Origin of the sequence: Mycolicibacterium confluentis (assembly GCF_010729895.1) — a bacterium.
GTDB classification, from domain to species: domain Bacteria; phylum Actinomycetota; class Actinomycetes; order Mycobacteriales; family Mycobacteriaceae; genus Mycobacterium; species Mycobacterium confluentis.
Window position 1 is genome coordinate 2,559,487 of record NZ_AP022612.1, and the last position, 16,625, is coordinate 2,576,111.

At 68.9% G+C, this 16,625-nt stretch carries 16 protein-coding genes; 7 read left to right on the plus strand and 9 right to left on the minus strand.

The features are described 5' to 3' along the window. The first annotated feature begins 3 nt into the window (after nucleotides 1–3). A complete protein-coding gene (locus tag G6N34_RS11890) occupies nucleotides 4–417 on the plus strand; it encodes a F420-dependent biliverdin reductase (RefSeq protein WP_085151127.1) in 414 nt (137 codons plus the stop codon). A gap of 8 nt (nucleotides 418–425) precedes the next feature. On the opposite strand, the gene G6N34_RS11895 is transcribed toward G6N34_RS11890, so the two are convergent. Beyond that, entirely contained in the window at nucleotides 426–1,556 is a 1,131-nt protein-coding gene (locus tag G6N34_RS11895) for a M24 family metallopeptidase (RefSeq protein WP_085151128.1), read from the minus strand. A gap of 42 nt (nucleotides 1,557–1,598) precedes the next feature. Here G6N34_RS11895 and G6N34_RS11900 point away from each other — a divergent pair, with 42 nt between their 5' ends. Beyond that, complete coding sequence (locus tag G6N34_RS11900; RefSeq protein WP_085151129.1) at nucleotides 1,599–2,030, plus strand: nuclear transport factor 2 family protein; 432 nt, start codon at nucleotides 1,599–1,601, stop codon at nucleotides 2,028–2,030. Between the two features lie 15 nt (nucleotides 2,031–2,045). Then, nucleotides 2,046–3,008 carry a 5'-3' exonuclease gene (locus tag G6N34_RS11905; RefSeq protein ID WP_109788421.1) on the plus strand — a complete coding sequence of 321 codons (963 nt, stop codon included), beginning with the start codon at nucleotides 2,046–2,048 and terminating at the stop codon, nucleotides 3,006–3,008. 17 nt (nucleotides 3,009–3,025) lie between these two features. Here G6N34_RS11905 and G6N34_RS11910 read toward each other — a convergent pair whose 3' ends face one another. The 7 genes from G6N34_RS11910 to pafA all read right to left on the minus strand — a co-directional run bounded on the left by G6N34_RS11910 (nucleotide 3,026) and on the right by pafA (nucleotide 11,415). After that, entirely contained in the window at nucleotides 3,026–3,862 is an 837-nt protein-coding gene (locus G6N34_RS11910; RefSeq protein WP_085151130.1) for a DUF4333 domain-containing protein, read from the minus strand. A 172-nt stretch (nucleotides 3,863–4,034) separates the two neighbouring features. Then, entirely contained in the window at nucleotides 4,035–6,815 is a 2,781-nt protein-coding gene (locus G6N34_RS11915; RefSeq protein ID WP_085151131.1) for a DEAD/DEAH box helicase, read from the minus strand. After that, complete coding sequence (tatC, locus tag G6N34_RS11920; RefSeq protein WP_276061794.1) at nucleotides 6,799–7,662, minus strand: twin-arginine translocase subunit TatC; 864 nt, start codon at nucleotides 7,660–7,662, stop codon at nucleotides 6,799–6,801. Before tatC ends, G6N34_RS11915 begins: the two co-directional genes overlap by 17 nt. 152 nt (nucleotides 7,663–7,814) lie before the next feature. Then, the gene (tatA, locus tag G6N34_RS11925; protein WP_085151133.1) at nucleotides 7,815–8,057 is read right to left on the minus strand and encodes a Sec-independent protein translocase subunit TatA; all 243 of its coding nucleotides are present in this window, start codon (nucleotides 8,055–8,057) and stop codon (nucleotides 7,815–7,817) included. 30 nt (nucleotides 8,058–8,087) lie between these two features. After that, nucleotides 8,088–9,050 (minus strand): helix-turn-helix transcriptional regulator, encoded by a 963-nt coding sequence (locus tag G6N34_RS11930; protein ID WP_085151134.1) that lies wholly within the window; start codon nucleotides 9,048–9,050, stop codon nucleotides 8,088–8,090. Further along, nucleotides 9,047–10,039 (minus strand): helix-turn-helix transcriptional regulator, encoded by a 993-nt coding sequence (locus G6N34_RS11935; protein WP_085151236.1) that lies wholly within the window; start codon nucleotides 10,037–10,039, stop codon nucleotides 9,047–9,049. The genes G6N34_RS11930 and G6N34_RS11935 overlap by 4 nt, the downstream gene beginning before the upstream one ends. Before the next feature lie 17 nt (nucleotides 10,040–10,056). Then, entirely contained in the window at nucleotides 10,057–11,415 is a 1,359-nt protein-coding gene (gene pafA / locus G6N34_RS11940) for a Pup--protein ligase (protein WP_109788407.1), read from the minus strand. A gap of 142 nt (nucleotides 11,416–11,557) precedes the next feature. Between pafA and G6N34_RS11945 the strand changes: the two genes are divergently transcribed. Continuing rightward, the gene (locus G6N34_RS11945; RefSeq protein WP_085151136.1) at nucleotides 11,558–11,836 is read left to right on the plus strand and encodes a DUF7162 family protein; all 279 of its coding nucleotides are present in this window, start codon (nucleotides 11,558–11,560) and stop codon (nucleotides 11,834–11,836) included. Next, nucleotides 11,833–13,548 (plus strand): alpha/beta hydrolase, encoded by a 1,716-nt coding sequence (locus G6N34_RS11950; RefSeq protein ID WP_085151137.1) that lies wholly within the window; start codon nucleotides 11,833–11,835, stop codon nucleotides 13,546–13,548. The genes G6N34_RS11945 and G6N34_RS11950 overlap by 4 nt, the downstream gene beginning before the upstream one ends. Nucleotides 13,549–13,563: 15 nt before the next feature. Here the strand turns inward: G6N34_RS11950 and G6N34_RS11955 are convergent, their stop codons facing one another. Next, nucleotides 13,564–14,571, minus strand: a complete 1,008-nt coding sequence (locus G6N34_RS11955) for an oxygenase MpaB family protein (protein WP_085151138.1) — start codon at nucleotides 14,569–14,571, stop codon at nucleotides 13,564–13,566. Between the two features lie 61 nt (nucleotides 14,572–14,632). On the opposite strand from G6N34_RS11955, the gene G6N34_RS11960 reads away from it, so the two are divergent. Both G6N34_RS11960 and G6N34_RS11965 read left to right on the plus strand, forming a co-directional pair. Then, a complete protein-coding gene (locus tag G6N34_RS11960; RefSeq protein WP_085151139.1) occupies nucleotides 14,633–15,235 on the plus strand; it encodes a TetR/AcrR family transcriptional regulator in 603 nt (200 codons plus the stop codon). A 31-nt stretch (nucleotides 15,236–15,266) separates the two neighbouring features. Further along, entirely contained in the window at nucleotides 15,267–16,580 is a 1,314-nt protein-coding gene (locus G6N34_RS11965) for an adenylate/guanylate cyclase domain-containing protein (RefSeq protein WP_085151140.1), read from the plus strand. Nucleotides 16,581–16,625 lie beyond the last annotated feature (45 nt).

The following is a 16,625-nucleotide window of genomic DNA, read 5'->3' on the forward strand; positions in this document are numbered from 1 at the left end:
CCGATGGCGCACGCAACCACACGGCTCACCAACGACGCGCTGGCGTTCCTGACCGAACGCCACCTGGCGATGCTCACGACCCTGCGGGCCGACGGATCACCGCACGTCGTGGCGGTGGGTTTCACCTTCGACCCCAAGACTCACATCGCGCGAGTCATCACCAACGGTGGCTCGCAGAAGGCCGTGAACGCCGACCGGGGCGGCGTGGCCGTCCTCAGTCAGGTCGACGGCGCCCGCTGGCTGTCCCTGGAGGGCAAATCCAGGGTCAACACCGACCCCGAGGCCATCCGGGACGCCGAACTTCGGTACGCGCAGCGGTACCGCACGCCGCGGGTCAATCCGCGCCGTGTGGTGATCGAGGTTCAGGTCGAGCGGGTGCTGGGCTCGTCGGAACTTCTCGATCGCGGCGAGGGCTGACACCCAGCTCAGTTGGGCAGCGGCACCACAATCAGGTCATGCGGTCGGGTGTTGACCGACTCCGCACCGTCCTCGGTGACGATCACGATGTCCTCGATGCGGGCGCCCCATTGTCCCGGGAAGTAGATGCCCGGTTCGACGGAGAAGGCCATGCCCGGCCGCAGCGGCAGGTCGTTGCCCGCCACGATGTAGGGCTCCTCGTGTACCGACAGCCCGATGCCGTGCCCGGTGCGGTGCACGAAGTACTCGGCTAATCCCGCTTCGGCCAGCACGTCGCGGGCCGCAGCGTCGACCTGCTCGGCCGTCACCCCGGGACGCACCGCGTCGACGGCGACCTTCTGGGCGCGTTGCAGCACCGAATAGTGCTGTGCGACTTCGGCGCTGGGCTCGCCGAGGCTGTAGGTGCGGGTGGAGTCGGAGTTGTAGCCGGGGTCGTAGGGGCCGCCGATGTCGACGACGACGACGTCACCGGCACGCAGTTCGCGATCCGAGTGCTCGTGGTGCGGGTCGGCGCCGTGCGGCCCCGAACCCACGATGATGAACGCCGCCTCGCTGTGCCCCTCGGCCAGAATCGCGGCCTCGATGTCGGCGGCCACTTCGGCCTCGGTGCGGCCGGGCACCAGCAGTTGGGGAACCAGGGCGTGCACGCGGTCGATGGCCGCGCCGGCCTTGCGCAGCGCGTCGATCTCGGCCGGGTCCTTGACCATCCGCAGCGAGCGCAGCACCTCGGTCGCGAGCACCGGTGACCGGCCGAGTCGATCGGCGAGCGGCAGCAGATGCAGTGCGGGCATGGAGTCGGTGACCGCAGTCGCGACCGACCCGCCACCGAGTGCCGCCACCACGAGATCGTAGGGATCCTCGCCGTCAACCCAGTCCTCGACCGTGATCCCGAGTTCGACGACGGCCGACTCCCGCAGTGACGCCAACTCCAGCCGCGGTACGACGAGCGTCGGTGCCCCGACCGCCGGAATCACCAGCGCCGTCAGACGTTCGAAGGTCTGCGCCCGCGAACCGACGAGGTACCGCAGGTCGTAGCCGGGCGTGATGATCAGGCCGGACAGACCGGCCTGGGCCGCAGCGGCCGCGGCGGCGCGCAGACGATGCTCGTACACACTGGATTCGAAGCGGCTGGCACCCATGACCACCAGATTAGTGGCTGGGCACCGCCTACCATCACACGAGTGGAGCACTGGGAACTGACCGCGCGCGAACGCATCCGTGACACGCTGGCCCGCTACACGTGGTCAGGAGACTCCGGGAGGGTCGACGACCTGGCCGCGACCTTCTGCACCGACGGCGTACTGCACATCCGCGGCGAGGAGCCACTGCGGGGCCGTGCCGCGATCGTCGAGAGGCTGTCCTCGGTCGCTGCCACGCCCGCCGCGGCGGGCACCCGGCGGATCGTGCGGCACAACCTGGCCAACATCCTGTTCACCGAGCTCGCCCCGGAACGGGTGCATGTGACGTCGTACTTCACGGTGTTCACCGAGATCGGGCTCGACCACTTCGGCCGGTATCGCGACGAATTCGTCGCCGAGGGATCCGATTGGCTGATCGCGCAGCGCTTCGTCTCCACGGACTGGAGCGCCCCCAACTCGACCATGGCCGGCTGAGGCAGGATGACCGGCATGACTTCTGACACCGGCAAGGTGCTGCTGCTCGACGGGGCCAGCATGTGGTTCCGCTCGTTCTTCGGCGTGCCGTCGTCGATCAAGGCGCCCGACGGCAGACCCGTCAACGCCGTGCGCGGGTTTCTGGACGCCGTCTCGACCCTCGTCACCCAGCAGCGTCCCACGCGACTGGTGGTCTGCCTCGACCTGGACTGGCGACCGCAGTGGCGGGTCGACCTGATCCCGTCGTACAAGGCGCACCGCGTCGAACAGGAGGGCGTCGGCGATGCCCCCGACATCGAGGAGGTGCCCGACGAACTGACGCCCCAGGTCGACATGATCCTGGAAATCCTCACCGCGTTCGGGATCACGACGGGCGGCGCCCCGGGCTACGAGGCGGACGACGTGCTGGGCACGCTGGCGGCGCAGGAGACCCGTGATCCGGTGGTCGTGGTCAGTGGGGACCGCGACCTTCTGCAGGTGGTGACCGACGAGCCGGTGCCGGTGCGGGTGCTGTATCTGGGCCGCGGCCTGGCCAAGGCCACGCTGTTCGGTCCCGTCGAGGTGGCCGACAAGTACGGTCTTCCGCTGTCGCGGGCGGGTGCGGCGTACGCCGATCTCGCGGTGCTGCGCGGGGACCCTTCGGACGGCCTGCCCGGTGTCCCCGGTGTGGGCGAGAAGACGGCCGCGACGCTGCTGGCGCAGCACGGTTCGCTGGACGCCATCCGCGCGGCCACCACGGACCCGAAGTCGGAACTCGCCAAGGGGATTCGAGCCAAACTGGCAGGCTCGCAGGCGTATCTCGACGCAGCCGTCCCGGTGGTTCGCGTGGCCACCGATGCCCCGGTCACGCTGTCGAACGACACCGATGCGCTGCCGCTGGCCGCGCGGGAGCCTGGCCTGGTCGCCGAACTCGCCGGTGCCTACGGTGTGGGGTCTTCGATCGCACGCCTGCAGAAGGCGCTCGACGCGCTCGACTGACGGGGGCGAAGGCGGCCTTACTTGGGTCGACCGACCTCGTAGGTGCCCTTGTCGTCCTGGAAGGTCACGGTCACCTGACGCTTGGTGCCGTCGATGCTGACCTCACACGTGAAGGTGTCGCCCTTCTTGACCTTCGGGTTCTGGCCTTCGTTGCACTTGACGTCCTTGACGTTCTTGGCGCCGTACCCGTTGGCCTCATCCGACAGGATCTGCTGCACACCGGCCTGGGCCTTGTTGATGTCCAGCTTCGTGGTCACCCAGAAACCGGGCTTCCAGAAGCCCAGCACCAGGATCGCGGCGATGATCACGAGAACGATCGCGCCGAGGATGGCGGTGAGGGTGGTCACCGATTTCTTCGAGCCGTCCTCGGGTCCGGGCTGCCCGTACTGCCCGTACTGGCCGTAGGGCGGCTGGCCGTACTGCCCGGGCTGCCCGTACTGGGGCTGGCCGTACTGCGGCTGACCCGGCTGCCCGTACTGAGGCTGGCCGTACTGCGGCTGACCCGGCTGCCCGTATTGGGGCTGGCCGTACTGCGGCTGACCCGGCTGCGCGTACTGCGGCTGGCCCGGCTGGCCGTACTGGGGCTGGCCGTACTCCGGCGCCGCCGGGTATCCGGGCGTCGACGGCGGCTGTCCGTATTGGGGCTGCCCGTACTGCTGCTGGGTGTAGGCCGGCGGCTGCCAGCCGCCCGAGGCCTGGGCGGTGGGCTGATCCGGGGTGCCCGAGGGCGGCGCGGCCGGCGGCTGGTACCCGGGGGTCACAGTGGTGGGCTGCTCTGCGGAATCCCCGGCAGGCTGATCCTGACCCTGGCCCTGCCATGGCTGCGTCGGGTCCGGGCCCTGCGGTCCGCTCATCGTCTCTCCTCGGATATTCGAAACTCGTGCGCCGGCATCAACCGTAGCGGTTGCCTAACCCTACCTGCAGACAACACGATGATCGGTGCGCCACGGACAAGGCCGAACGCGTGTCGGAACGGCTTTTTCGCTGGTGAGCGAACAGGTTCCCGGCCGGGAAGCTCAGCCGCACTCAGCCACTGTCCACGGCCACGACCCCGCGCCGCACGTCATCGACGGCGCGTTTGGCCGCGGCCCGCAGTTCAGCGGCCGGAGCGGCGTTGCGCACCTGGTCGAGCAGATCGAGCACCTGCCTGCACCACCGCACGAAATCGCCTGCGGACAACGGCGTCCCGCCCCCGGATTCGGCCGCCGCGGCCAGCGACGTCGTGAGATCGCCCGTCGTGGCCCACCGGTACATCGTCGTGACGAAACCCTCGTCGGGTTCGCGGGTCGGCGAGATCCGGTGCCGAATCTCGTCGGCGCGCAACTCCCCTGCCAGCTTTCGGGTGCGGGCCAGGGCGCGTCGCAGTCCCGCGGTCGGCGCATCATGCAGGGGTGCCGACGGACCGTCTCCGCCGCGGGACTCGTACACCACCGCTGACAGCACGGCCGCCAATTCGGCAGGTGCGAGGTCATTCCACGCTCCGCTGCGCAGGCATTCGGCGACCAGCAGATCGCTCTCGTTGTAGATCCGGGCCAGCAGTCGACCGTCGTCGGCCACCACGACAGGCCCGCCCTCGCTCTCGGGAGCCGCGATGAAACCACGTTCGCTGAGCAGTCCGACGATGCGGTCGAAGGTGCGGGCCAGGGAGTTGGTGGCCGCGGAGATCTTCTGGCGCAGTTGGGCATTGTCGCGTTCGACGCGCAGGTAGCGCTCGGCGATGCGGACCTTGACCTCCCGATCGGCGGCGCTGTGGCCGGGATGCCGGCGCAGCTGATTCCGCAGGTCGACCAGTTCCGCGTCGATGTCCTCGTCCTGGCCGGATCCCCGCCTGCGGCGGGAGTCCCGCTCCTCGGGCATCACCAGACCGTCGGCGGCCGAACGCAGTGCCGAGGCGACGTCACGACGGACCCGGGGTTGCCGGTGCTCGACACGTTTGGGCAGCGACATCGTGCCCAGGGGTGCGACGGCACCTGAGCAGTCCGCCGACGAGATGCGTCCGGCCCAGCGGTGCTCGCTGAGCACCAGGGGCCGCGGGTCGTCGGCGTCCCGGGCCGGTTCCAGCACCACGGCCAGCCCGCCTCGACGGCCCTGCGAGAGTGCGATGATGTCGCCGCGACGCAGCGCGCCCAGCGCGTCGTTGATCGCCGCCCGGCGCTGCACGCGCGACGAACGTGCCTGGGCCCGTTCACGTTCCGAGATCTTCACGCGCAGCCGGGCGTAATCCAGAATGGGGTCGTCACGACCGCCGAGTTCGGCGGCGATCTCGTCGAGCATCTTCTCGCCGCGCTCGGTGCCCCGCACCAGTCCCACGACCGAACGGTCGGCCTGATACTGCGCGAAGGACTGTTCCAGCAGGTGTCTGGCCTGCGCGGGCCCCATCTGGGAGACCAGGTTGATGGTCATGTTGTACGACGGGGCGAACGAACTCTTCAGCGGGAACGTCCGGGTCGACGCCAGACCGGCGACCTCGGCGGGTTCGGACGAACTGTCGGACGGATTCCAGATGACGACGGCGTGGCCCTCCACGTCGATGCCGCGACGGCCCGCGCGCCCGGTCAGCTGGGTGTACTCACCGGGCGTCAGCGGTGCGTGCTGCTCGCCGTTGAACTTCACCAACCGTTCGAGCACCACGGTGCGCGCCGGCATGTTGATCCCCAGCGCCAGTGTCTCGGTCGCGAACACGGCCTTGGTCAGGCCCGCCGCGAACAGTTCCTCGACCGTGTGCCGGAAGATCGGCAGCATGCCGGCGTGGTGCGCCGCGATACCCCGAAGCAGACCTTCGCGGAACTCGTAGTACCCCAGCACCGGAAGGTCGGCGTCGGGCAGGTCACCGCAGCGACGATCGATCACCTCGGCGATGCGGGCGCGTTCGGAGTCTGTGGTCAGCCGCAGCGAGGACCTCAGACACTGTTTGACCGCGCCCTCACACCCGGCCCGGGAGAACACGAAGGTGATGGCGGGCAGCAGACCCTCACGGTCGAGCGTTGCGATCACATCGGTGCGGGCCGGCGGCCGGAACATGCTGGGCCGCCCGCGGTGCGGGCCATGGCCCTTGGACCCGCGTGGCTGCCAGTCATTCATCCGGTCGGCCTCGCGCCGGTGCGCAATGTGGCGCACCAGTTCGGGGTCGACCAGCAGTTGGTCGGCCATGGAACGCCCAGAGTCGTAGTCGAACAGGTCGAACAGGCGACGGCCGACCAGCATGTGCTGCCACAGCGGCACGGGACGGTGCTCGTCGACGATCACCGTGGTGTCCCCGCGCACGGTCTGGATCCAGCCGCCGAACTCCTCGGCGTTGCTGACCGTGGCCGACAGGCTGACCAGTCGGACCTCGTCGGGCAGGTGCAGGATCACCTCCTCCCAGACCGCGCCGCGCATGCGGTCGGCGAGGAAGTGCACCTCGTCCATCACGACGTGGGAGAGACCGTGCAGCGCAGGTGAGTTCGCATACAGCATGTTGCGAAGCACCTCGGTGGTCATCACCACGATGGGCGCATCGGAGTTGACCGAGACGTCACCGGTCAGCAGGCCGATCCGATCAGCGCCGTAACGGCGGACCAGATCGGTGTGCTTCTGGTTGCTCAGGGCCTTGATCGGGGTGGTGTAGAAGCACTTTCGGCCGGCAGCCAGCGCGAGGTGCACGGCGAACTCCCCCACGATCGTCTTACCCGCGCCGGTGGGGGCGCAGACCAGGACACCATGGCCACGTTCGAGCGCCTCGCAGGCGCGCTGCTGGAATCCGTCGAGCGCGAACGGCAGCTCGGCGGTGAACCGCTGCAGTTCGGCCGCGTTAGGTGACGTCGTCATGAGAGATGCTCGCCGGCGCCGCGACCGGCGACGGGACGTCGATCTCCGAGGCTTGATCGTCGGGCAGTTCCCGCTCCTTGGCCGCCTCCCGCTTGGCCTTGCGTCTGTCGTGGATGCGTCCGATCTGGATGGCGAACTCGAGCAGCAGGGTCAGCGCCAAGCCCAGAGCGAGCATCGAGAACGGGTCTGAACCCGGGGTGGCGAACGCCGCGAACACGAAGACGGCAAGGATCAGGCCGCGACGCCAGGCCTTGAGCCGCTCGTAGGGCAGCACGCCGACGAAGTTGAGCATGATGATCAACAGCGGGAACTCAAAGCCCACGCCGAACACCAGCAGCAGGTTGATCAGGAAGCTGAAGTACTGGTCACCCGAGAGGGCCGTCACCTGGACGTCGCTGCCGACCGTCAACAGGAAGTGCAGGGCCTTGGACAGCACGATGTAGGCCAGCAGAGCGCCCGAGACGAACAGCACCGCCGCGCTGACGACGAAGCTGACCGCAAAGCGGCGTTCCTTCTTGTACAGGCCGGGCGTGATGAACGCCCACAGCTGGTGGAACCAGACCGGGCAGGCCAGCACGATGCCCGCCATCAGGCCGACCTTCAGTCGCAGCATGAATTGGTCGAAGGGGGCCGTGGCCAGCAGCCGACAGCCGCCGTCTGCGCTGATGTCCGCCCGTGCCGACTGCGGAAGCGCACAGTAGGGCTGACGCAGCCACTCGCCCAGGCTGTCGAAGCCGAAGAAGCCGTGCCCGTACCAGAGGAACCCGAAGATCGTGGTGACGAAGACCGCAGCCACCGAGATGAGCAGGCGGGTGCGCAACTCCCGGATGTGGTCGACGAGGGACATCGTGCCGTCGGGATTGACCCTGCTGCGGCGTTGACGCGGGTCGAGCCGTTTGAAGACGCCTGGAGGTTTCACGATCGTCGCTTTGATTGGGCACGCTCAGTCGCTGCCCACCTGGAGGTGGGACGGTTGGTCGACAGAGACTGGGTGGGCCGTCAGGCGGGCCGGGCGTCGGTGTGGTTGGGCTCCGGGTTCGGTGCCGGTTCGGCCACACGCTCGGACTGCACCTGGGTCGGCGCCTGCTCGGGCTTGTCGCTCTGCAGCTCCTTGACCTCGGCCTTGAAGATGCGCAGGGACTTGCCCAACGACCGCGCCGCATCGGGCAGCCGCTTGGCGCCGAACAGCAAGATGATCACGATGGCAAGGACCGCCCAATGCCACGGACTAAGTGCACCCACTTTGGTTACCTCCAGACGTTGGTACGAATGTTACTCCGAGTCGGCATACGCGCCCAGCGCAGCGTGCGCAGCGACACGAACCCGCTCGGCGAGTTCGGCAGGTTCCACGACCGTCACCTCTGGCCCGAAGCCCAGCACCAGGCGGGCCATCCAGTCCTCGGAGGCATAGGTCATGACTGCCTCGAAGTGCCCGTCCGGCAGTTCCCGCGCGTCGCGCATCGGGTAGTACTCGAACATCCACGAGGCCTCGGGCGCGACGCGCAGCGTCGCCGCGGGCAGCGCGGGGTCCGCGTCGAACAGCGAGGTGTCGGGAGGGCCCTGCAGCGCCGGTTCGGGCGCGGCGGCGGGCTCGTCCAGGACTGCCGCGTCGACGATGCGGTCGAACCGGAACAGCCGCACCCCCTCGGCCTCCCGGGACCAGGCTTCGAGGTAGCTGTGGTCGTTCACCAGCACGACGCGGATCGGGTCCACCACCCGTGTCGACATGGTGTCCCGCGACGCGGAGTAGTACTCGATGGTCAGCGCATGGCCGGTGCGCACAGCCTCGCGCACCGCGGCCGCGGCCTGGCTTTCGGCGGGAGCCGGTTCGTCCTCGGCCGCTGCGGCCGACGGGTGCGAGACCGCGCCGGCCGCCGACTCGATCTTGGCGATCGCGCTGCGGGCGGCCGCGGGGTCCACCACGCCGGGTACGTCGACGAGCGCGCGCAGCGCCATCAGCAGGCCGGTCGCCTCAGGCGACGTGAGCCGCAGCGGCTCATCGATGCCCGCGGTGAACGTCACCGCGATGGTGTCGTCGGAGAACTCGAAGTCGATGAGGTCGCCGGGCCCGTAGCCGGGCAGCCCGCACATCCACAGCTGGTTGAGATCGGACTCCAACTGCTTGCGGGTGACGCCCAGGTCCGCGGCCGCCTCGGCGTAGGTGATGCGGGGGTTGGCCTGGAAGTACGGGACCATGTTGAGCAGACGCACGAGGCGCGTGGACACCGAGGTCACGAGACCACCTCCCCCGCGGCCGCCCGCAATCGGGTCAGCACCTCCTGGCGCAGTGCCTCGGGTTCGAGCACCACGGCGTCGGCACCGTGTCCGGCGATCTCACGGGCCAGACTGCCGCGCGGGCCAGTGTCGACTTCGATGATTTCGCCGTCGCGCCCGCCCAAGCGGGCGGGCCCGACCGACGTGCCGATGCGGCGCAGCGAGGTGGCTCGGCCCGCGGCGACCCACACCTTGGCCTGGACGCCGGTGGCCGGTTCGCTCACCACCCGGGCGACGATCGCGCGCAGGTCCACCCCCTCGGGCCGATGGACCTCACCCGCGGCTCCGACCGGTCGCACCTCGGCACCGATGCGGGACAGCCGGAAGGTCCGCGTGTCGTCGCGGTCGCGGTCGTGGCCCACCAGGTACCAGCGCCCGTTCATCGTGACGACACCCCACGGTTCGACGGTCCGCGTGGTGAACGGCGACGTCGGCCCGGCACGGTGCGGGAACTGCACGGCCTGCCCGGCGTTGATCGCGGGGAGCAGCACTCCCAGCACGTCCTCAGAACCCCGCAGGCCCGGCAACCCGCTGGGCGCGGACAGCGACAGTCCCGCGTCGGGGTCGACGTCGACACCCGCGGCGCGCAGCTTCAGCAGCGCGCCCTGGGTCGCGGTGACCAACTCCGGAGATTCCCAGAGCTTCGTCGCGACGGCGACCGCGGCCGCCTCGTCGGGAGTCAGTTCGATGTCGGGCAGCGCATACGAGTCGCGGTTGATCCGGTATCCCTCGGTGGGGTCGAACGAGGACACCCGACCGGTCTCCAGGGGGATGCCGAGGTCCCGCAACTCGTTCTTGTCGCGCTCGAACATGCGCGAGAAGGCCTCGTCGCTGGGACTGTCGCCATACCCGGCGACGCTGTTGCGGATCCGCTCCGCGGTGATGTAGCCGTGCGTCGAGAGCAGCGCGATGACAAGGTTCATCAGCCGTTCGACTTTAGAGGTCGCCACCGACAACACCCTAAGGGTCACATGGACGCGATGAGGCGCTTGACTCGCTCATCGACCGACCGGAACGGGTCCTTGCACAGCACTGTGCGCTGCGCCTGATCGTTGAGCTTGAGATGCACCCAGTCCACCGTGAAGTCGCGGCCGGCCTCCTGTGCGGCACTGATGAACTCCCCGCGCAGTTTGGCCCGCGTCGTCTGGGGCGGGGTGTTGACCGCCTCGTCGATGTCCTCGTCGGTGGTGATGCGGGCCGCCAGTCCCTTGCGCTGCAACAGATCGAAGACCCCGCGGCCGCGCTTGATGTCGTGGTAGGCCAGGTCCAGCTGGGAGATCTTCGGGTCGGACAACTCCATGTCGTAGCGGTCCTGGTAGCGCTGGAACAGCTTGCGCTTGATCACCCAGTCGATCTCGGTGTCGACCTTGGCGAAGTCCTGGCTCTCGACGGCGTCGAGTTGGCGGCCCCACAGGTCGACGACCTGCTCGATCTGGGCGTTGGGCTCGCGGGTCTGCAGGTGTTCGACGGCGCGGCTGTAGTACTCGCGCTGGATGTCGAGCGCGCTGGCCTGCCTGCCGCCCGCGAGGCGAACCGGACGACGGCCGGTCAGGTCGTGACTGACCTCGCGGATCGCCCGAATCGGATTGTCCAGGGAGAAATCCCGGAACGGGACGCCGGCCTCGATCATCTCGAGCACCAGCGCTGCGGTGCCGACCTTGAGCATCGTGGTGGATTCGCACATGTTGGAGTCGCCGACGATGACATGCAGGCGCCGGTACTTCTCGGCGTCGGCGTGCGGTTCGTCGCGCGTGTTGATGATCGGGCGGCTTCTGGTGGTGGCGCTCGAGACGCCCTCCCAGATGTGCTCGGCGCGCTGGGACAGGCAGAAGGTCGCGGCCTTGGGTGTCTGCAGAACCTTGCCCGCGCCGCAGATCAGCTGCCGCGTGACGAGGAACGGCAGCAGCACGTCCGAGATTCGGGAGAACTCCCCCGCCCGCACAATCAGGTAGTTCTCGTGGCAGCCATAGGAGTTGCCCGCCGAGTCGGTGTTGTTCTTGAACAGGTAGATGTCGCCGCCGATGCCCTCGTCGGCCAGACGCTGCTCGGCGTCGATCAGCAGGTCCTCCAACACACGCTCGCCGGCGCGGTCATGGGTGACGAGCTGGATCAGGCTGTCGCACTCGGCGGTCGCGTACTCGGGATGGCTGCCCACGTCGAGGTACAGGCGCGCACCGTTGCGCAGGAAGACGTTGGAACTGCGGCCCCACGACACCACGCGCCGGAACAGATAGCGGGCGACCTCGTCCGGGGAGAGCCGCCGGTGACCGTGGAACGTGCAGGTCACGCCGAATTCGGTCTCGATACCCATTATTCGTCGCTGCACGAGTTCGAGCTTACGGGTTGCGGACCCGCAACGGTGTGCAAGAACCGCCAACGGGATGCCGATCGGTATCGGCGACGACGGCCTGTACCAGGGCTGTTGACAGCCGCACACGCTTCCCGCGCAGCTTTGTCACGATGCGGCCATGGAGCATCCTGCGCTGTCGGCTGACCTCGCGAAGTTGCACGAACTGACCGCTCGGGTCGCCCGGATCGCCGACCGGATTCACGCGGAACCCGTCCCCGACCTCGATCCGGCGGCCCTGCCGGGCGCCGAGACCGCGGCCGTCGTCGCGGCCGCCGATGTCGGTGCGCTTCGTCGCGAAGTGGTGGCCGCACTGTACGACTGGTCGGAGACCGCGAGCCGCGTTGCCGCCGAGTTGGCCGACACCGATAAGTCGACCGCGGCGCGGCTGGGTAGATGACTCCGGCACCGACGGTCAGCGAGGTCGAGCACTGGCGACCGTCGGTGCTGCATGAGGTCGCCGAGGCGTGGTCAGTGCTGGCGCTGGCACTGCGTCGGCACACCGAGGGACTGGCGCGCAACGACGGGGACGCCTGGAGCGGAACCGCCGCCGAAGCCGCCTTCGCCCAATTGGCCGGCCGCGTGGAGCGGGCACACCAGTTGGCGCAGGCCTTGGCGTCGGCGGCGGTCGAGGCTCGGCGGGGCGGTCAGGAGCTCATCACCGCCCGGGGCACGCTGGTCGCGGTGCTGCAGTCGGTGCGATCGCTCGGTTGCGTCGTCGACGACGCGGGAGTGGTGTCGGCGGCCGCGCCCCGGTTCGGGTCCGCCGATGACTGGACGGCACAGGTGCAGACCGCGCTGCAGCGTGCCGGTGCCGCTGACCACTGCGTCGCCGCTGCGATTCGCGAGGCGTTGGGTGTGGCCTTCGGTGAGGCCCCTACTGATCCGGTGCGCGCCCCCGCCGCACCGAACACCGCACCCGCGGCCACCGACGTGGTGGCGGCCTGGCCGACGATGAGTCAGGACCGGATCGCGGCGCAGATCTCCGCCATGACGCCCGAGCAGCGTGCGGCCCTGATCGCCGGCGCGCCGCGGCAGGTGGGCAACACCGATGGCGTGCCGTGGCCGATGCGCGTCGCGGCCAACGAGGTCAACATCGCTGATGCCGTTGCCGCACAACGTCGTATCCTCGACCGCCCGGAGAACGAGAAGATCCGCGAGGCGCTGGCACAGGGATTCGGCCAGGGACTGCGCGGGGCCGGTGGCTTCAGTCCCGATCGCGCCGCGGCGGAACGGTTTCAGGCGATGGTGCTCACCGATCCGGCCTGGCGCGCGGCGGCTATCGCCCACCACGACCGCGCGCCGCGGCGCAACATCGCGTTCTACGGCGAGTTGACGGCTGTGGTGCCCGACCCGACGGGACGCAGCGCCGAACCGGTGAAACGCCAAGTGCTGGCGTTCGATCCGGCGAGATCCTCGCTTGTCGAGTTGCACGGTGACCTGAGCCGCGCGACCAGCCTGGCTGTACTCGTGCCGGGCCTCAACACCACGGTGCAGGAATCGGATTCGAATGTCAGGACCGCCCGTCGGTTCGTCGCGGCCGGCGGCGGTGACGTCGCGATGATCACGTATCTGGGTGGCCCGTTTCCCACCGGGGGCGACGTCGTCAGCGGAGTGCTGGACGCCGCGCAGTCTCGGTATGCGCTCGACATGGCGCCCCGCCTGGTGGCGTTCAGCGAGGACGTCGAGCGCACCGTCGACGCCACCGGACGGAACGTCCCAGTGACCTACCTGGGGCACTCCTACGGCGGGTCGATCCTGGGCACGGCCGAACGACTGGGGCTGACCGCGGACAGAACCGTCTACGTGGCCGCGGCCGGGGCGGGTGTGGGTGTCGAGGACCAGAACGACTGGCACAACCGCAATCCCGACGTCGAGCGGTATTCGATGACCGCCCCGGGCGACTGGATCGAGGTGGTCCAGGGCCGGCCGGGCAGCCCGCACGGGGCCGATCCCGACGAGATGGCGGGCGTGTGGCGGCTGTCAACCGGGAGGCGCCTCGACGGCACCGAGATGTCAGGGCCGCGCGCCCACAGCGACATCGTCAACGAACCCTCGGACGCATGGCACAACCTGCTGGCGGTGATCACGGGCCGACCGGTGGTGCGGTGAGCGGTGCGGGCAACCTCAGGCCATCTGCTCGACCTGGGCCCGACTGCGCTCGGGATCGGTGCCCAGGACGTACGTCGGTGAGGTGACGGGCCGAATGCCGTCGTTGGCCACTCGCTTCTGAGCCTGTCGGAACTCCGGCAGCGGGCCCATCGCCGTGTGCACGCCATTGATCAACGCGAACACCGACGCCTGCCGCAGTGCGCGCTCAATCGGGTTGGGCGGCTTGTACTGCACCATGGCCGCGGCCCACCGAGGCAGCGCGTCGCGGATGGCCCAGTCCAGGAATTCTCCGCCGGGCAGTTTGGCCTCGGCGTCGGCCAGGTTCACACCCGTGGCCATGGCCGTGCCGTACGTGATGGCCAACTTGGGCAGGTAGGAGTGCAGGCACTCCAGCGTCTCGGCCTTGGTCTCGGGCAGGTCGGTGCCACCGAGGGCCTGCCCGACCTTGACGAACTCACGGTAGTAGCGGTCGATCTTCTTACCCCGCAACGGATTCGGATGGTAGTACTCGTGCGCGGTGGCGATGCCCCAGACCACCGTCGCGTAGTTCCAGCGCAGCCACTCGGGATCGTCGGCGTCGTACGGCAGGCCGTCGGGGCGGGTGCCCTTGATCGTGTGATGCATGGCGCGCACGGTGGTGGCCAGGCGTTCGGCGGTGGCCGTCGACCCGTACGCGGTGCCGATGAAGAACGACACCGAGTGCCCCAGCCGGACCGCGGCGCCCTCCGGATCGACCAGCATGGTGGGTTCCCCGGTCTCGGAGTCGCGCGCCACGATGCGGGAGTGGTCGACACCCATCCAGAAGATGCTGGGGTCGAAACGCTCGATGTAGGCCGCGCACTGCAGGCCCAACACCAGTGCCGGCAGGTGCGAATGCACGTGCCACACCGCGCTTCCGGGACCGAACCAGCCCGGATCCCCCACCGGGCCGTCGAACTCGAGTCCGCGGAAATACCGACTGCGGATCTCATCGTCGTAGAAGCGGGTGAGCCGGTACTGCAGAAGCTGATGCGGAAGCTGCATGGGACCAGCCTACAATTCTGGTTACAGCCGTGTCCAGAATTTTGGCCGTTAAGCTTGGCCCATGTCCAGCCCCACCAGGTGGGCGGGAGTTCCGCTCACCGATCGCCGCATCGAGCGCCGAAACCTGCTCGTCGGCGCGGCGTTCACGCTGTTCGGCGAGGGCGGCGAGAGCGCGGTGTCGGTGCGGTCCGTATGCCGCGAGAGCGCGCTGAACACGCGGTACTTCTACGAGAGCTTCGCCGACACCGACGAACTGCTCGGCGCGGTGTACGACGTGGTGGCCGCGGACCTGAACGCCGAAGTCGAACGCGAGATCCTCGCCGCGGGCGGCGGACCCCTGAAGCGACTGCGTACCGGGATCCGGGCCGTGCTGGGCTTCAGCAGTGCCGATCCGCGACGCGGGCGCGTGCTCTTCACCGAAGCCCGGGCCAATCCGGTGCTGGCGGCGCGGCGTGAGATCGCGCAGGACACACTGCGGCAGATGGTGCTCAGCGAGCGTGAACAGGCCCTGCCGGACGTCGACCGCACCGCGACACTGGTCGCGGCGGCGATGTATACGGGCGCGATGGCCGAGTTGGCCCAGCAGTGGCTGTCGGGGAACCTGGGCGGCGATCTCGACAAGGTCGTCGAGCACGCGGTTCGACTGGTCTTGCCGACCACCTGACCTGCGACGTCGGCGGCGTTACGCTGCTGCAATGCCGAGAGCACGCGAAGCGGCGGCCTCTGTGCGGGCCGCACGCCGCGCCCGCAGGGACAATCCGTGCGTCTCGAGTCGCAATGCGCACTACGCCGACAGCGCGGCGCGCAGGTTTCTCGTGCTCAAGATCGCCACGTGGATCGCCGCGGCGGTCAGCGGAGCGTTCGGCATCTGGCAGTTGGTAGGCGGATTCAGCGTGGAAAGAATCGCGGCCATCAACATCGCCTCCGCGCTCGTGTTCCTGACGATTCCGCTGCTCCGGAGGTTCGGCGAACTGGTGCCGGCCGTGACCTTCGTGGTCGCGGCATACGCGTCCGTCGCCTTCATGGCCTGGACCATCGGCACCGGATCCGGCCTGCAGTTCTACTTCCTGATCTCGGTGTCGATCGTGGTGCTGGTGCTGGGCGCTGACCGCATCGCGCTGGCCAGCGCATTGGTCGCCGTGGGCGCGATCCTGGTGGTGGTGCTTGAACTCAACGTCCCACGCAACACCGGCGTGATGCCGGACTGGGCCCTGACCGTCGGCTTCATCAGTTCCGTGGTCTCGGCCTGTCTGATGGCCTTCGCCACGGTCTGGTACGTGCTGCGTGAGGTCGGCCGGGCCGAGGTGGCGATGGAACTGGAATACCAACGCTCCGAACAGCTTCTGGCCAACATCCTGCCGTCGCCCATCGCCGAGCGGCTCAAAGACCCCGACCACGACATGATCGCGGACGCCTACGACGACGCGTCGATTCTGTTCGCCGACATCGCGGGATTCACCCGGCGCGCGAGCGAGACCGCGCCGTGCGATCTCGTGGGATTCCTCGATCGCCTGTACACACAGTTCGACGTGCTGGTCGACCAGCACGGCCTGGAGAAGATCAAGACCACGGGCGACTCCTACATGGTGGTCAGCGGAGTGCCGACGCCGCGGCCGGATCACCTGCAGGCTCTCGCCCTGCTCGCGCTGGACCTGGCCACCACCGTGGCCGATCTGCGCGATCCCGAGGGCAGGCCGGTGCCCATCCGGATCGGACTCGCGGCGGGACCCGTGGTCGCCGGCGTGGTCGGCGCCCGGCGCTTCTTCTACGACGTGTGGGGCGACGCCGTCAATGTCGCGTCCCGCATGGAGACCACCGATCAGGAGGGCCGCATCCAGGTGCCCGAGGCGGTCTACCAGCGCCTGCGGAACGACTTCGAGCTCGAGGAGCGCGGCGACGTCGAAATCAAGGGCAAGGGCACCATGCACACCTGGTACCTCACAGGACAGCGCACGGAGCCGGCGGGCGCGCCCAGCAAGGGTGCGGTCGGGGCGACGGGCGGACGCTGAGGGCCAGACACAGACGACCCGCCCGGGAGTCCGGACGGGTCGTCT

What these genes read in the sequence shown, in the direction of transcription:
- G6N34_RS11890 (WP_085151127.1), top strand. Translation starts at nt 4, where the DNA reads ATGGCGCACGCAACCACACGGCTCACCAACGACGCGCTGGCGTTCCTG.
- G6N34_RS11895 (WP_085151128.1), bottom strand. Translation starts at nt 1,556, where the DNA reads ATGGGTGCCAGCCGCTTCGAATCCAGTGTGTACGAGCATCGTCTGCGC.
- G6N34_RS11905 (WP_109788421.1), top strand. Translation starts at nt 2,046, where the DNA reads ATGACTTCTGACACCGGCAAGGTGCTGCTGCTCGACGGGGCCAGCATG.
- G6N34_RS11910 (WP_085151130.1), bottom strand. Translation starts at nt 3,862, where the DNA reads ATGAGCGGACCGCAGGGCCCGGACCCGACGCAGCCATGGCAGGGCCAG.
- G6N34_RS11915 (WP_085151131.1), bottom strand. Translation starts at nt 6,815, where the DNA reads ATGACGACGTCACCTAACGCGGCCGAACTGCAGCGGTTCACCGCCGAG.
- tatC (WP_276061794.1), bottom strand. Translation starts at nt 7,662, where the DNA reads ATGTCCCTCGTCGACCACATCCGGGAGTTGCGCACCCGCCTGCTCATC.
- G6N34_RS11945 (WP_085151136.1), top strand. Translation starts at nt 11,558, where the DNA reads ATGGAGCATCCTGCGCTGTCGGCTGACCTCGCGAAGTTGCACGAACTG.
- G6N34_RS11950 (WP_085151137.1), top strand. Translation starts at nt 11,833, where the DNA reads ATGACTCCGGCACCGACGGTCAGCGAGGTCGAGCACTGGCGACCGTCG.
- G6N34_RS11955 (WP_085151138.1), bottom strand. Translation starts at nt 14,571, where the DNA reads ATGCAGCTTCCGCATCAGCTTCTGCAGTACCGGCTCACCCGCTTCTAC.
- G6N34_RS11960 (WP_085151139.1), top strand. Translation starts at nt 14,633, where the DNA reads ATGTCCAGCCCCACCAGGTGGGCGGGAGTTCCGCTCACCGATCGCCGC.
- G6N34_RS11965 (WP_085151140.1), top strand. Translation starts at nt 15,267, where the DNA reads ATGCCGAGAGCACGCGAAGCGGCGGCCTCTGTGCGGGCCGCACGCCGC.